12 protein-coding genes are annotated in these 15316 nt (G+C 47.5%); 6 read left to right on the top strand and 6 right to left on the bottom strand.

All coding sequences use genetic code 11. The annotated features are described in order from the left end of the window. Positions 1-39: 39 nt before the first annotated feature. The 3 genes from ACO0K1_RS14675 to ACO0K1_RS14665 all read right to left on the bottom strand — a co-directional run bounded on the left by ACO0K1_RS14675 (position 40) and on the right by ACO0K1_RS14665 (position 3645). Entirely contained in the window at positions 40-1749 is a 1710-nt protein-coding gene (locus ACO0K1_RS14675) for a glycoside hydrolase family 10 protein (RefSeq protein ID WP_423026995.1), read from the bottom strand. Between the two features lie 262 nt (positions 1750-2011). After that, positions 2012-2407 (bottom strand): hypothetical protein, encoded by a 396-nt coding sequence (locus ACO0K1_RS14670; RefSeq protein WP_423026993.1) that lies wholly within the window; start codon positions 2405-2407, stop codon positions 2012-2014. 302 nt (positions 2408-2709) lie between these two features. Beyond that, positions 2710-3645, bottom strand: coding sequence for a LysR substrate-binding domain-containing protein (locus tag ACO0K1_RS14665; protein ID WP_423026991.1), 936 nt, complete (start codon positions 3643-3645; stop codon positions 2710-2712). 161 nt (positions 3646-3806) lie between these two features. Between ACO0K1_RS14665 and ACO0K1_RS14660 the strand changes: the two genes are divergently transcribed. From ACO0K1_RS14660 to ACO0K1_RS14640, 5 genes are all read left to right on the top strand, one after another. Continuing rightward, the gene (locus ACO0K1_RS14660) at positions 3807-4643 is read left to right on the top strand and encodes a phytanoyl-CoA dioxygenase family protein (RefSeq protein ID WP_423026989.1); all 837 of its coding nucleotides are present in this window, start codon (positions 3807-3809) and stop codon (positions 4641-4643) included. 94 nt (positions 4644-4737) lie between these two features. Continuing rightward, positions 4738-5562 carry a sugar phosphate isomerase/epimerase family protein gene (locus ACO0K1_RS14655; protein WP_423026987.1) on the top strand — a complete coding sequence of 275 codons (825 nt, stop codon included), beginning with the start codon at positions 4738-4740 and terminating at the stop codon, positions 5560-5562. A gap of 209 nt (positions 5563-5771) precedes the next feature. Next, complete coding sequence (locus tag ACO0K1_RS14650) at positions 5772-7001, top strand: molybdopterin-dependent oxidoreductase (protein WP_423026985.1); 1230 nt, start codon at positions 5772-5774, stop codon at positions 6999-7001. Positions 7002-7010: 9 nt separating this feature from the next. Beyond that, positions 7011-7658 (top strand): c-type cytochrome, encoded by a 648-nt coding sequence (locus tag ACO0K1_RS14645; protein WP_423026983.1) that lies wholly within the window; start codon positions 7011-7013, stop codon positions 7656-7658. Between the two features lie 166 nt (positions 7659-7824). Beyond that, positions 7825-8199 carry a VOC family protein gene (locus ACO0K1_RS14640; RefSeq protein ID WP_423026981.1) on the top strand — a complete coding sequence of 125 codons (375 nt, stop codon included), beginning with the start codon at positions 7825-7827 and terminating at the stop codon, positions 8197-8199. Between the two features lie 108 nt (positions 8200-8307). On the opposite strand, the gene dacB is transcribed toward ACO0K1_RS14640, so the two are convergent. After that, the gene (dacB, locus tag ACO0K1_RS14635) at positions 8308-9744 is read right to left on the bottom strand and encodes a D-alanyl-D-alanine carboxypeptidase/D-alanyl-D-alanine endopeptidase (RefSeq protein ID WP_423026979.1); all 1437 of its coding nucleotides are present in this window, start codon (positions 9742-9744) and stop codon (positions 8308-8310) included. Positions 9745-10116: 372 nt separating this feature from the next. Between dacB and ACO0K1_RS14630 the strand changes: the two genes are divergently transcribed. Further along, the gene (locus ACO0K1_RS14630) at positions 10117-12087 is read left to right on the top strand and encodes a peptidase U32 family protein (protein WP_423026977.1); all 1971 of its coding nucleotides are present in this window, start codon (positions 10117-10119) and stop codon (positions 12085-12087) included. Positions 12088-12291: 204 nt separating this feature from the next. On the opposite strand, the gene ACO0K1_RS14625 is transcribed toward ACO0K1_RS14630, so the two are convergent. Further along, complete coding sequence (locus ACO0K1_RS14625; protein ID WP_423026975.1) at positions 12292-13908, bottom strand: inorganic phosphate transporter; 1617 nt, start codon at positions 13906-13908, stop codon at positions 12292-12294. Between the two features lie 134 nt (positions 13909-14042). Further along, positions 14043-14966 (bottom strand): polyphosphate kinase 2, encoded by a 924-nt coding sequence (ppk2, locus tag ACO0K1_RS14620; RefSeq protein WP_423026973.1) that lies wholly within the window; start codon positions 14964-14966, stop codon positions 14043-14045. Positions 14967-15316 lie beyond the last annotated feature (350 nt).

Here is a 15316-nt window from a genome sequence, read left to right as displayed (position 1 = left end):
CAATCTGCAGTCGCAATCTGCAGTCGCAAAAATGCAAGCCTACGGTAGTTGTAGGCTGCCTTTGATACTTTCCTGCCCTGAACGATTAATCGCCATCACGCTAATTTTTCGCGGTGTAAAGCTCGCCAGATAGGGCGCAGGCGTCGTCAGATCGATCGTGAGTTTGCTCGCTGCTTGTACCGAAAATAACCACTGTTGATCCGTGCGTTTCCAGATCGCCAACCAGCGCGTGTTAACAGGATCGGCAAGCTTGATCGTCACGGTTTTTTTGTCGTCAGACAGACTAAGCTGAGGTGGGGCGATATTAGTGTTTTCCAACCATGGTGAGGCGGGTACCAACGCCTGCGACGTGTATTTTTCGGCAGCCAGACGCTGGCTGATATTCTTGCGATTTTGCTTGAGGCTGATGAGGCTAAAATGGACATGGCCGTCACCGCCTTGTTCGCGCAACGCATCAACCTGATTCAGAATCTCATCGGCACTCCACGAGTGTTCAGAATTATCAATGTGGCTCGTGTATAGACCCGGCCAAATATGACGCTGTTGCGGGTTCTGTGATTGCCAATAGGCATGCAAGACCTTAAACGCTTGTGGTGCTTGATTGATCGGCCAATACAATTGAGGCGACAAATAATCGAGCCAGCCATGTGCCAACCACAATTCTACGTCCGCATAGAGTTTGTCATATTGGCTAAAGCCTGTAATGCCAGCGGGCATTTTGTCGAGACGGCCGATGCCGAATGGACTGATACCAAACTTTACCCAGCTCTTTTCTTGATGCACTGCCTGGTTAATTGATGCGACCAATTGATTGACATTAGAACGTCGCCAATCGGTTCGGCTTAAGGTACCGCCGCCACTCACGTATTTTTGCCACGAATTTTCATCTGGGAAGTCAAGTTCATTCCCATTCGATCCCTTAATTGGATAAGGATAAAAATAATCATCAATGTGAATGCCATCGACATCGTAGCGATGTACGACGTCAGTAATCACTGCCAGTGTTTGTTGAGTAGCCGCTGGCTCACCGGGGTCCATCCATGATAAATCGCCGTATTGTTTAACGACATCGGGCATGGTTTTGCTGATGTGATTTTTTGCGGCATTACTCTTGGAGACGGCAGTTCTGGCACGGAAAGGATTGAACCATGCATGTAGTTCCAAACCACGGGCATGCGCTTGCTCGATCCAGAATTGCAGTGGATCATAATAGGGAAATGGCGGGCGGCCTTGCTCACCGGTCAAAAACTCTGACCACGGTTCGATCGCCGATGGGTAAATGGCATCGGCTGCAGGTCGGACTTGCAACACGATGGTATTTAACTTGAGTTGTACCGCTTGATCCAGGATAGCGATGATTTCTGCTTTTTGTTTATCACTGCTCAAATCGCGCCTGCTAGGCCAATCGATATTGGCGACCGTTGATACCCAGACAGCGCGAAATTCACGCGGCGTCGCTGGTGCTTCTGTGCCCGGAGGCTGATCCGGGAGCGGGGCGTTGGCGATGATACTGGCGTTGAGGCTGACGGGAGGCGTCGTAACAACTGGCTTAATCGCTTCTGGGTTGTTCACCTTATTCGTGCTACACCCGCCAATCGACCCAACGATAAATACGAGGCTTAATGGCAATATAACCTGCAATATAACCTGCAATGGAAACTGCAATAAGATCCGCGATCCATTGCTGGTGGTGCGCTTGCGTGGCAGACGGCTTTGGAAGTATTGAATTAATGCGGTAAGCGAAAACATGCGTTAAAAGTCGCCTGAGTACGAAAGACCTGAGATGCTACTGCATAACCGTGCAGCAAACCAGTTTTTCTTGTGCATCACACCAAGTCTCCTGACGATTCACCTTTGGAATTCGCATACTCCCCCATGTTGACCATCAATTAAGACGGTTTATCATTGAGAAGTAAGGCCTGTAGACTGGGGGGTTTATTATACTCTGGGAGAGTATATATTGAATGGCAACGCAAGACAGTGCGCGGTTTTCATTGCATGCAGACAAATTTCAGAACGATTTGCACCATTCTTTGGTGAGCACAAACGTCAGGGTCAACGCCAGAATTGCCGTGCAGGTCGTGAGAATAAAACTAAAATATTGAATCGGATGTCCCTGGCGTCGATTGTCAGCAAAAATGATTAACTCGCCGACGGTCATCACTGCTGTCAACATCGCAACGAACATCACCAACAACAAAACCAAGGCTTCTTTGTCGGTCAAATTTCGGCAACTATTGCTATAAAAGTGGGCAATCTGGATTGTCTGGTCGAATCCCATCATTTCGAATAAAACCGAAATTACAACGATGGCAATGGTGATCAGCGGAATAAACCACGTCAGGAAATGTTTGTCGGTAAAGGTGACGGTGAGGATTTTTATCCAGTCTTTGAGAAACGCTAGCATGCTCACCTTTATGATCGGAGAATTGAGTAGCGCTATGGGTAATAACGCGTTTTCATAACAAAAAATATTTCTTCATGGTAACGTGTATGTTACATCCATTCGAGCAAAAATTTTGCTTTTTGGAATCATTTTCCAAAAAAGCTGTATCTACACAACACATTTTATTTGAAAAATAGTGTGCTCTCTACGCCTGAGACAGATCTTAGCGGCATCGAGTGACACCAAGCGACATCAAGCGTCACTATGCATCATTTATAGGCGCATCGCATGCCGCAATCAAGTAAACCGTCTCTTTTTTCGGATTAAGATCTTTCCCGTAGTGCTTTGTCCCAGGCGGGTTCTGGCTGGTATTCGTCTACCAGAAAATCAATCAAAGCGCGGATTTTTGGTGCAACTTTGCGGGTGGATGGATACAGCGCCGTCAAATTATTTAAAGGTAATTCCCAGTCACTTAATACCGGCACTAAATGGCCGTTAAGCAAGTCACGCCACGCCAGAAACGTTGTGTCATACACGATACCTGCGCCACGCAGCGCCGCCTGATGCAGTACTTTACCGTTATTAGAACTAAAGCTGGGCGTGACGTCGACGCTGATTTGCTCGGTATGCCCACCAACCGTCCTTGTAAAGCGCCAACTTGCGCCGGTCGTCAGGTGACTGAAATGCAGGCAGCGATGTTGTAGCAATTCAGTCGGATGGACGGGCGTCCCGAACTGCGCCAGATAATCCGGGCTGGCACACAAAATTCCGTGGCATGGTGCCAACGTTCGCATTTGTAAGCCGCGGCTATCAGGGATGCCACCCACGCGTATGCTGAGATCGAACCCGTGTTTAAACGGATCGAGCAAATTGTCATCAACATGCAAGCTTGCTCGCAATTGCGGATGGCGTAGCGCAAACCGTGCTATCGCATCGGCAAGCCATTCGCTACCAAAACTGCTTGGCGCTTGTACCCGTAAGCCGCCCGCTAATTCACTCGCAGATTGGGAAATGGCCAGGCGCGCAAGTCTCGCTTGTTCGACGCTGGCGCTACATGGTTCCAAATAGGCGTGACCCGATTCAGTCAGGCTAACTTCACGGGTAGAGCGATGTAACAAGCGCGTACCGAGCTCCGCTTCGAGCTGCATGATCAGCTTACTGACCAGCGCACGGCTGATCCCTAGCTGCTTGCCAGCGGCGCTAAAGCTGCGCTGACGCGCCACTTCAACAAAAATCTCCATTGCTTTTAGTTGATCCATTTTCTTATTGTCAATAAATTGAAGACAATCTGTCAACCATTATTTGTATTGTGGAGCAATGCTCACATTCTTTAAACTTGCGCAGGATCAAAGCCAGATATCACACTCATTTATCACACTCATTTATCAAACTCATTTAATTCTATTTTCGCGGGGACCTTATGCTTAACCAGGAACAAATTACGCATTTTCACGAGCAAGGCTATTTGATCATCCCGAACTTTAAAACGCTTGCCGAGATCGCTGTCTTACGTGACAGGGCAGCGATGATTGTCAATGATTTTGATCCAAGCTCTTCCGCTTCGATCTTCACCACAAAAGAACAAGAAAAGAAGATCGACCACTATTTTTTGAACTCTGCCAATAACATTAGTTGCTTTTTTGAGGAAGAAGCGTTTGATGAGACTGGTAATTTGGGACAGGATAAAGCCTTATCGATCAATAAAATCGGACATGCGATGCATGACCTTGATCCCGTTTTCAGTGCCTTTTCACGTGGACCTGCCTTAGCTAAAGTTGCGCAGCAATTGGGACTGCACAAGCCAGAAATCTGGCAGTCGATGTATATTTTTAAACAACCGGGTATCGGTGGTGAAGTGCGCTGGCATCAGGATGCAACGTATTTTGAAACCGATCCGGTGAGTGTCACAACTTTCTGGTTTGCTCTCGAAGATGCGACTTTGGAAAATGGTTGTTTGTGGGCGGAGCCAGGCGGTCATAAAACGCCAATGCGCGAACGTTTTGTTCGTCATGGCGATATCGTCACGGTAGAAAAATTATCTGACTTGCCATGGCCAGGCGATGCGACTGCTGTGCCATTAGAAGTGAAGGCGGGTACTTTGGTCTGCTTTCATGGCCTGCTTCCGCATTACAGTGCACCCAATCGTTCACCGGTATCGCGGCATGCGTATACTTTGCATGTGACTGATGGTACGACCCATTATTCACCGTTGAATTGGATACAGCGTGACGCCAGTTTTCCAGTCAGCGGGTTTTAATTTGAAACAAGCCAGCCTCCCTTCGCCGGGAATTTGCATTTAAGCTTGGTACGGCATAAGCTAAGGCTCACTCACCAGACATCGACCTGACACCATGACACAGCACGTTTTATTCTTCGCCCCGCATTGGGGGAGCGCACATTTAGATCGCGATGATTTTATTCGGCAGGTAAAGGATGCTGGCTTTGATGGCGTAGAAATGTCACTCCCTATGGACGTAGCCGAGCGCGATGCTTGGGTAAAAGCCATTGCGGATGCCGGTTTGCAATTGATTGCGCAGCAATGGGAAACGGTATTTCACACTGATTTTAATGATCACAAACAGGCGCTGGCTGAATTGCTGTTAAATGCTTGTAGCGCGCAGCCTTTGTTTGTCAATACGCATACAGGGAAAGATTTTTACAGTTTCGCGCAAAATAGTGAATTGCTGGATCTTGCTGATAACATTAGTGCAGAGACAGGTGTTCCGATCGTGCATGAAATTCATCGTAGCCGTTTTAGCGGCCACCCAATGTTACTGTTACCGTATTTGCAGCAGCGCCCGGGACTGGCGTTGAATGCCGATTTGTCGCATTGGTGTTGCGCGTGCGAATCATTATTGGAAGATCAGCCGCTGACCCTTGAAAAAGTGTTCCCACATGTGCGGCATATTCATGCCCGTGTAGGTCATAGTCAGGGGCCGCAAGTCAATGATTTTCGTGCCCCAGAGCATGCAATTGCTTTGCAGCAGCACTTAACATGGTGGGATGACATTGTTACGCTGCGCCGTGCTGAGGGTGCCAGTTACATCACGATCACACCAGAATTTGGCCCTGCGCCCTATACGCAAACTTTGCCGTACACCAACCAAATTGTGAGCAATGCATGGGACTTGAATGTGGCGATGATGCAGCTCTTGCGGGCGCGATATGCAATTTAGATCTTGGTCTATGGCAACTCATGCAGCTGGTTGTGACTAACTATCCACAAACCATTTGCAAACCAATAAAAATCGAGCCTTAGTCATTCTGGTTCATTAAATTCCGCTTGGGATTTACCCTGTTAATGATTATCCTTATCCAAGCAACGTAGTGTGGGTATAAAACACATTGAGCGTTTCAAGATGGGTTAAATTTAACAGGAGTGGATATGAGCAATCCTCATCAGAAATCTGGTGCCAGACGTCAATTTTTATTGACGGCTGGTGCCGCTGCCGCTGGCCTGGCGACGCAACCTCTGCGCAGTCTGGCAGCAGACACGGAGCAACAAGCATTTGAAAATGGGACGCGTGATTTGGTGCGTTATCCACAAAAACGACCTCTCATGTTGATCACCACCAGACCGCCCCATCTGGAAACACCGTTTAGGATTTTCAATGAATCTGTCCTGACGCCAAATGACGCATTTTTTGTCCGTTATCATTTGGCAAATATGCCGTTGGCGATCGAACCGGGAAGCTACCGCCTGAACATTGGTGGCAAAGTGAATCGACCATTGTCATTGTCTTTAGCTGAGCTCAAATCAATCGCACCGTCGGTGGAAGTGGTCGCTGTCAATCAATGTTCCGGCAACAGTCGCGGTTTTTCTGAGCCCCGTGTATTTGGTGCGCAATTAGGCAATGGCTCTATGGGCAATGCGCGCTGGCGCGGGGTTCCACTGAAAGCAGTGCTGGAAAAGGCAGGGGTTTTGGAAGGTGCCAAGCAGGTAACTTTTAAAGGCTTAGATGAACCAGTCTTGCCAAGTACGCCACAATTTATCAAAGCGCTTGATATTGAACACGCACTCAATGGCGAACCGATTATTGCATGGCAGATGAATGGCGAAGATTTACCGTTTCTGAATGGGTATCCACTAAAACTGATTGTACCGGGATATTTTGGCACTTATTGGGTCAAACATCTGAACCAAATTGAAGTGCTCGATCACGTGTATGACGGCTTCTTCATGAGCACCGCTTATCGTTTACCAGATAATTCTTGTGAGTGCGTCGCGCCAGGCACTGCAGCGCCGAAAACACACCCCATTGGTAAATTAAAGATCCGTTCCTTTATTACCAATCTGGCTGACAAAGCACAAGTCGCGAAAGGCGTGCGACTGAAAATTCAAGGCATTGCGTTTGATGGTGGTGCCGGGATTAAAAAAGTGGAGTTGTCGATGGATCAGGGAAAAACCTGGCACAGCACCAAACTAGGCAAAGACCTGGGCAAATTCTCTTTCAGACAATGGACACATACCATCAATCCGACACAGCCAGGTGAATTGCAGTTGCTTGTCCGAGCAACCAGCAATAGCGGTGAGACCCAACCCACAGAGCAAAGCTGGAATCCTGGCGGCTACATGCGCAATGTGATTGAGTCCACCACTATCATCGTTGCTTAGGAGCCCGCAATGAAATTACGCTATTTACTTCCGGCATTGTTGTGCGTTGTGATGTCCAGTTTTGCGCATTCGACGCCATTAGAGATACAACTCCCGCCAGAAACGGCACAACTCAAACCGTCCACGCATCCGGGGCGCATCATCGCTACGCAAAAATGTGCGATTTGTCATTCGGTTGACTACATCAATTTGCAACCGGGCACCATGAACTTGAAACAGTGGACGGCAGAAGTGACTAAAATGCAGCGTGTCTATGGCGCCCCCATCGATGACGCAGAAGTCGCCCAAATTAGCGTTTTTCTGGCAACAACCTATGGTACGGAGCCCGCCGGCGCTAACCTGGCCGCTGCCACAGTGGCGCCGATGGTAACCGTCGCAACCGTCGCAACCGTCGCCAAGGCGAAAACGAACGATGCCATGAGCCTGCTTAATGCCAATGCTTGCTTAGGTTGTCATGCGGTTCATAGCAAAGTTGTCGGCCCCGCGTATGAAGAGGTTGCGAAGCATTACAAGGATGATGCGCAAGCCTTAAATAAAGTCAGTACCAATATCCGTCAGGGCGGTTCGGGGCGATGGGGAGCGGTTCCGATGCCAGCCTATGGCAGTTTATCGGATGAAGACATTCGCACGCTGGCCGAATTTATTTTGAAGCAGTGATCGTAGTGGTTTTCATTGTCATGCAAAGTTATTGAGGGTGGGAGAACCCGCACTGACCTTGAGAGTGTGACGTTGTCGCCGCTGCGACCGTCATCAAATTCTACGTTCGGTCAGCAGAAATATTTTCTTGACGTCCTTAATGAGGAATATTTTAATTGGAGTAAAAATGCAAAACCCAGTTGGTTGGTTTGAAATTTATGTATCAGACATCGTTCGCGCAAAGAGTTTCTATCAAGCGGTGCTTGCACAAGAGTTATCGGACATGCCATCGCCTATTCCGGGAATGAAAATGGTGTCATTTCCAATGAGTCAGGAAGCGCCAGGTGCTACCGGCGCCTTGGTTCTACACCCAACGAGAAAGCCAAATCAAGAAGGAACTCTGATTTATTTTAGTTGTGAAGATTGTGCAATTGAGGCGGGTCGTGTTGTTGCTGCAGGCGGCGTACTTACTCAGAATAAGTTTTCAATTGGTCAGTTTGGTTTTATTGCGCTTGCCATCGATACTGAGGGCAATGGAATTGGATTCCATTCGTTTAAATAACGTGCTGGAGCGAAGCCGGGTGTTGCCCGGCAGTCACTTACCTTTCTTGCTTCGCCAAGCAAGGTAAGCCAAAGTGAGCGACGCTGAGACTTTGTCCTGCGCGTGCCGTCACTGTGTGTCGTCTCCAGTGGCAATCCAGTCGATTAATACATCAAGTGCTGTCCGGGCTTTTTCTGCTGTTTCGGAATTAATCATCGCAACGATGATCCAGTTTTGATTGTGCATATCACGTATATATCCCGCAATTGCCACACTATCTTTTAGGGTACCAGTTTTAATTCTGGCATTTTGTGCAGCGGGGCTGTCTTTTAAGCGTTTGCGCATCGTGCCATCTGTACCTGCGATCGGTAAGCTACTGGCAAATTCCGGGAACCAATTACTGCGTGTCGCCGCGAGTAGTAAACCCGCCATTTGTCTGGCACTGATTTGTTCATTGCGAGACAAGCCGGAACCGTTTTCGAGTATCAGGCCAGCATCATTAATGCCATGCCGAAACATCCACGTGCGTATCCGTGCCTCGGCTGTTTGTGCGCTTGTGACTCCCGGCTGCGTGTTTTGTACGCCGAGGCTCAGATAGATGCTGCGCGCCATCGCATTATCTGAATGCTTGTTGACGATTCGTATGAGGTCGGCCAAAGGTTCAGATTTGTGTTCCAGAAGCAACTGTGCATTGAGAGGCGTCTTACCGTCGAGTACTTGTCCTTGCCAGCTGCCACCGAGTTCTTGCCACAAAGCTCGAACCAGATGCGCGATGTATTGATTGCGGTCTAAAATATTCAAATGTTGAGTGATTTTGCAATTGCGCGGAAAACTTCCATTCAAAATAATATTGACCGCATTGTCACTATCGATGACGGTAGGGACTTGCCAATACTTTTCCCATGCAGAACACGGTTTTTTATTCAGCATTAATTGATTAATGATGGTGGTGTTGCTCAGTGGGGTCAGCAAACTAGCGTTGATCTTGTCATTGTCTGACTGTACATTTATTGAGCTGATATTGCTGTGGATGAGTAGCGCATCCGGAATCACATTGTAATAGGCATCAGGAAATTCATCGAACGGCGGCGCATTCGTATCTAAGCGTTCTGGTTGAAAATAGCTGCGATCAACGATGATATTGCCGTTGATATTGTGCAGACCTTGATTGCGCAAGTTGCGCAGCAGGACGCCAAGCTTTTCCATATTCAGATCGGGGTCGCCGCCACCGTGTATATAGAGGTTGCCATTGAGCGTATCGCCAGTGAGCGGTGCATCGCTGAGTATTTGTGTTTTCCAGCGGAAGGCGGGTCCCAGCTCGTCTAAAGCGACGAGCGTGGTCAATAACTTCATGGTCGAAGCCGGGCGCATTGCAAGGTCAGGATTTTGCACTATGCGTGGCGCATCCAGACTACTTGCACTGACCGGCAACACCATGATGCCGACGGCATTACTCGGTACGCCGGCCTTTTGCAGGCTCAGAATGAATTTTTCAGGTAAGACTGATTGTGCGGTCGCATCGAAGCTGACGAGTAAGCAACTCAGGCACGTCATTACAGATGCCATTGTAGCGCTCAGAAAAAATCGACGGCGTGTGGAAAAAAGCATGGAGAATAGTCGCAAAAATAGACGAAAAATAGACGAAAAATAGACGCAAAAAACTTACAGCAACGAGTAAATCCGGAATGGAATTCAGTGACAACATTAACATAAATGAATTGTAGATGAATTTACGTGGTCATCTGTCCACCGCTTTAAAATACACGCTGAATTGGTTCTTTTTGGTTATTTTTTACCATTTCAAGGCCAGACTTTGCAGATTGCTATTGGTATTTGCCGTAAATGCACTAAAAATCAGCATGAAACACGCAGCAATCAGGACATAAGCCTTTGATTTCGTTATAATTTCGCCCTTTCCTCGTCACACTGGTCATCGCCATGAGCTTGCTCGTCAATCAAACTGAACTTCTGTCTCCTGCCAAAAATATTGAGATAGGCAAAGAAGCGATCTTGCATGGTGCGGATGCGGTGTACATTGGCGGTCCTTCATTTGGCGCACGCCACAATGCAAGCAATGAAATTTCTGAAATTGCTGAGCTGGTGCAGTTTGCACATCGCTATCATGCGCGGATTTTCGTGACGATGAACACGATTTTGCATGAGTCTGAATTAGAACCTGCGCGCAAGCAAATCCACCAGCTTTACGATGCAGGTGTTGACGCCTTGATCGTACAAGACATGGGTATATTGCAATTGGATGTGCCGCCGATTCAATTACACGCCAGTACGCAGTGTGATATTCGTGGCGTCGAAAAAGCTAAATTCTTAGGTGATGTTGGATTCTCTCAACTGGTGCTGGCACGTGAATTAACCATAGAGCAAATCAAAGCGATCAAAGCTGAGGTGAGCACACCGTTAGAGTATTTTGTGCACGGCGCATTGTGCGTGGCTTTTTCAGGCCAATGCTATATCTCGCATGCTGACAATGGTCGTAGCGCGAATCGCGGCGATTGTTCACAGGCGTGCCGTTTGCCTTATACTTTAACCGATGGCGAAGGGCGCGTTGTTGCTTACGAAAAGCATTTGTTGTCGATGAAAGACAACGACCAGAGCCGCAATCTGGAAGCCTTACTTGATGCGGGTATTCAATCGTTGAAGATTGAAGGTCGCTATAAGGACATGGGGTACGTCAAAAACATCACCGCACATTATCGCGTGCTGCTGGATGAGATCTTAGAACGCCGTCCAGAATTTACACGTGCGTCTAGCGGCCGTAGTCAAATTGCTTTTACGCCGAATGTGGATAAGAATTTTCATCGAGGCCACACCGACTATTTTGCGAATGGGCGTCTGGAGAATATCGGCGCGTTCGATTCACCCAAATACGTTGGCCTGCACCTTGGGTATGTCACCCGCATTGGTACCACGTGGTTTGAAATTGAAACGAATGAGCCAATGGCGAATGGTGATGGCCTCAATTACATGCTCAAACGTGACGTAATGGGCATCCAGGCTAATACCGTAGAACACATGGGTAAGAGCGAGAATGGCGACATTTGGCGCGTTTCACCCAATGAGAAAGTCAGTGAATTGGCTGGTCTCAAAGTTGGTATGCTGATCAATCGCAATCGAGATCAACGCTGGGAACACGCGTTGACCAAAAAATCTGCAGAACGCCGGATTCCTGTATGGCTTACCTTGTCTGACGATGCGCAAGGCTTGTGTCTGGCAGTCACGGATGAAGATGGTGTGCATTCTGAGGTGAGCATCGCATTGAATCTGCAAGCCGCGCAGCAGGCGGATAAAGCAGAAGCGGGCTTGCGTGATAGTCTCGCTAAATTGGGCAATACCATGTTTGAATCTGCGAATGTTGACTTGCGTTTGCGCCAGCCATGGTTTGTGCCATCGTCCGTCATCAATGCACTACGCCGCGATGTCGTCGCCGCACATATGTTGGCGCGCTCACAAGCATGGTTACGCCCACAACGCACGCCAGCGGTTGACCCACCGGTTGCATATCCAGAAACGACCCTGAGTTATCTCGCCAATGTCTACAACAGCAAAGCACGCGAATTTTATAAAAAGCATGGCGTACAATTGATCGCCGCAGCTTATGAAGCACATGAAGAGCCGGGTGAGGTGTCATTAATGATCACCAAGCATTGCCTGCGTTTTTCTTTCAATTTGTGTCCTAAGCAAGCCAAAGGTGTCAAAGGTGTGCAAGGGCAAGTCAAAGCCGAGCCAATGACCCTGGTAACGGGTGAAGAAAAATACACCTTAAAGTTTGATTGCAAGCCTTGTGAGATGCATATCATTGGTGCGATGAAGAAACATATCCTGCAAGCTCCACCGCCGTCGTCCGTCCCCTACAGCCCGTTGGTGTTTCATAAGACGCGTCCCGCACCATAGTCGTTATCGTTGATCGGATTTTCATCGGGCAGGGGCAACACGCCATTGAGGACAGATCAACAATCAGCGCGGGTTGTACCCGGTCAAAAAAAAATACCTTACCTCCAATAAAAAACTCGCTTTGAAAGCGAGTTTTTTATTGTTACTCTAATTTTGCGTAATTTCGGCTCAATTTCTACCTAATTTCTGATTTGATCAATTTGATCAGAAAATATGCGTAAATAACCAATACAAAGAGCCTGACAACAGCATCGCTGCTGGCAATGTTAATACCCATGCCATGGCCAAATTGCGGATCGTTGACATTTGCAGTCCAGAACGATTCGCAGCCATCGTACCGGCCACGCCAGAGGATAAAACCTGGGTCGTAGAAACGGGTAAGCCATACATATCAGCAGCACCAATCGTCAACATCGCCACTAATTCAGCAGAAGCACCTTGTGCGTAAGATAGGTGGGTCTTACCGATTTTTTCACCAACAGTGATGACGATGCGTTTCCAACCCACCATGGTGCCTAAACCTAGTGCAATCGCGACGGAAATTTTTACCCATAAAGGAATAAATTTGGTCGCATCATCAATCTGATGTTTAAACGCGGTCAGGTTTTCTTTGGTGTCAGTATCAAAATGCAGACTGCTGTCTTTATCCAAAATGCGAATTGCTTCAGATGCCAGGAACATATCATTGCGAACATTAGACACCAGTGCAGTGGGTACTTTCGCCAAAGTTCCGTTTTCTTTAATTTGCTTAGCAATATTACCCGTTGTTTCCGCGAGTGCAGGCAATACTTCTGGTGTCATTTGTTTGGTACGTACATAGTTCGCCAGAATCTTGCGAGGTTCTGCTGGCGCATCTTGCAAAATGTACTTATGCAAGGATTGTTCAGTGACCTGGGCGACAGCGATAAATTGCGTCATGTGATCAACTGGCATCGCGCGGTTCAACGCATAGGCCATTGGTGCCGTACCAACCAAGATCAGCATGATCAAGCCCATCCCTTTTTGACCGTCGTTGGAACCATGTGCAAATGACACACCAGTGCAAGTCAGCACCAGTAAGCCACGTATCCACCATGGTGGTGGGGTATTTGTGTCTGGCTCTTCGTATAATTCTTTTGCTTTTACCAACTTACGTAAGACCAACAACAACATGGCAGCGCAGAAAAAGCCGACTAATGGTGATAGCAGTAAAGAATAGCCAACTTTGGTTGCTTGGGCCCAGTCAACACCTGTTGTGCCGTCACGGCCATGCATAATCGCATTGGCAACACCGACGCCAATGATAGAGCCGATCAGCGTATGCGATGACGATGCTGGCAATCCTAGCCACCAGGTACCCAGATTCCAAAGAATCGCTGCGATCAGCAAAGCGAACACCATCGCAAAACCGGCGGAAGATCCCACTTGTAAAATCAACTCGACCGGGAGCAATGAAATAATACCGAAGGCGACCGCACCGCTAGAGAACAACACACCGAGGAAGTTAAAAAAGCCAGACCACATCACCGCAAAGTTTGGTGGCAAGGAGTTGGTATAAATGACGGTCGCCACAGCATTCGCCGTATCATGAAAACCATTCACAAACTCAAAACCTAATGCAATCAGCAAGGCAACGCCAAGCAGAATGTACGGCAACAGCGTGGTGCCGCCCAAGTTGATACCTGTCATGTCTGAAACCAGGCTGTAGCAAGTAAATGCCAGGCCAGCAATCAACAAAGTCGCAAAAATAATGAGCGTGGCAGGACCAGTTTTATGGTCCTTAAGCGTTTTCTTTTCAGTCTGTCCTGACAATCCAGGTATGGCAGCATTAGTGATGCTCATGTGGTGAACCTCCAAATAATTTGATGCAAATTACTCTTTAAATTCGTTTAAAAAGTAATGAATAAGCTAAGCAATGAATAAACTAAGTAAAAAATAAATTTAAAATAAATTAAAAAAATAAATTAAAATTTTTCTTAATAAACTTTAGGAACAATGATTTCTGCCGGCACTGGATGGCGCAGATATTCCTCATGGCGTTCCCGTTGTGGTAGCTCGATTGTTGGATGTGGCACTTCCTGATAAGGCATCTGGTTGAGCAAATGATGAATGCAATTTAAGCGTGCCTTTTTCTTATCGTCCGCCTCGACCACCCACCACGGTGCTTCAGGGATATGGGTGCGATCCAACATGACTTCTTTTGCTTTCGTGTAGTCTTCCCAGCGGCGACGTGATTCCAAGTCCATCGGACTCAACTTCCATTGCTTTAAAGGATCGTGGATGCGTCCCAAAAAGCGCGCTCTTTGTTCTTCGTCTGAAATCGAGAACCAGTATTTGATCAGCTGAATGCCAGATCTGGCCAGCATACGTTCAAATTCGGGGGTTGTCCTGAAAAATTCTTCATATTGATCATCGGTACAAAATCCCATCACCTTTTCAACACCGGCGCGGTTATACCAGCTGCGATCAAACAGAACGATTTCACCACCAGCCGGTAAATGAGAAACGTAGCGTTGGAAATACCATTGCGTGCGTTCGCGGTCATTGGGGGCAGGTAATGCAGCGACGCGACAAACACGTGGATTCAGACGTTGCGTAATGCGCTTAATCACGCCACCTTTGCCAGCCGCATCGCGTCCTTCAAATAAGATCACGACTTTATGTTTGGTAGCGACGACCCAATCCTGTAATTTGACCAGCTCTGCTTGCAGACGGAAAAGTTCGCGGAAATATAAACGGCGTTGTTCTTTTTCGGCTTCCGTCAGTGGTGTTGCACCTGCGTGCTCTTGCTCATAATGACGATCTTCGATTTCAAGCTCTAATTCTTCGTCGTATCCATCGAGTAAATCACGATGAATGTGTGCGCTCAGTTCATCGTTGTTAATTTGTTTATCTAGCATCGCAGGCTCACTTATGGTCTCAAATTAAAATAATCTCAGCACTATAAGCAGTCGATATGACTCATCTATGACATAGATCAAATTGTCATTTCTGTATGGAAATAAGTGCACATGTGCGCTTATGTTTCTTTTTTTTCAGAAATAATCACTAGATATTTAACAACAATCGTTCATTGCGCTACAACGACGGCACATTGATTGAGCCTTTGGATTGAACCTTTGGATTGAACCTTTCGATTGACCCTTTCGATTGACCCTTTCGTCATGTGGCAGTACCCTATTGCCTGGCATGGGGGATAGGGCAGGAGAAAGCCGTCAATTCCCTTTAAACGTAAGCGCGGCGGGGGTTT

It is taken from the genome of Undibacterium sp. SXout20W (genome assembly GCF_049340285.1).
In the GTDB taxonomy this organism is placed as follows: domain Bacteria; phylum Pseudomonadota; class Gammaproteobacteria; order Burkholderiales; family Burkholderiaceae_D; genus Undibacterium.
Note: the sequence above shows the minus strand (reverse complement) of the source record. Positions and strands in the feature narration are given on the sequence as shown.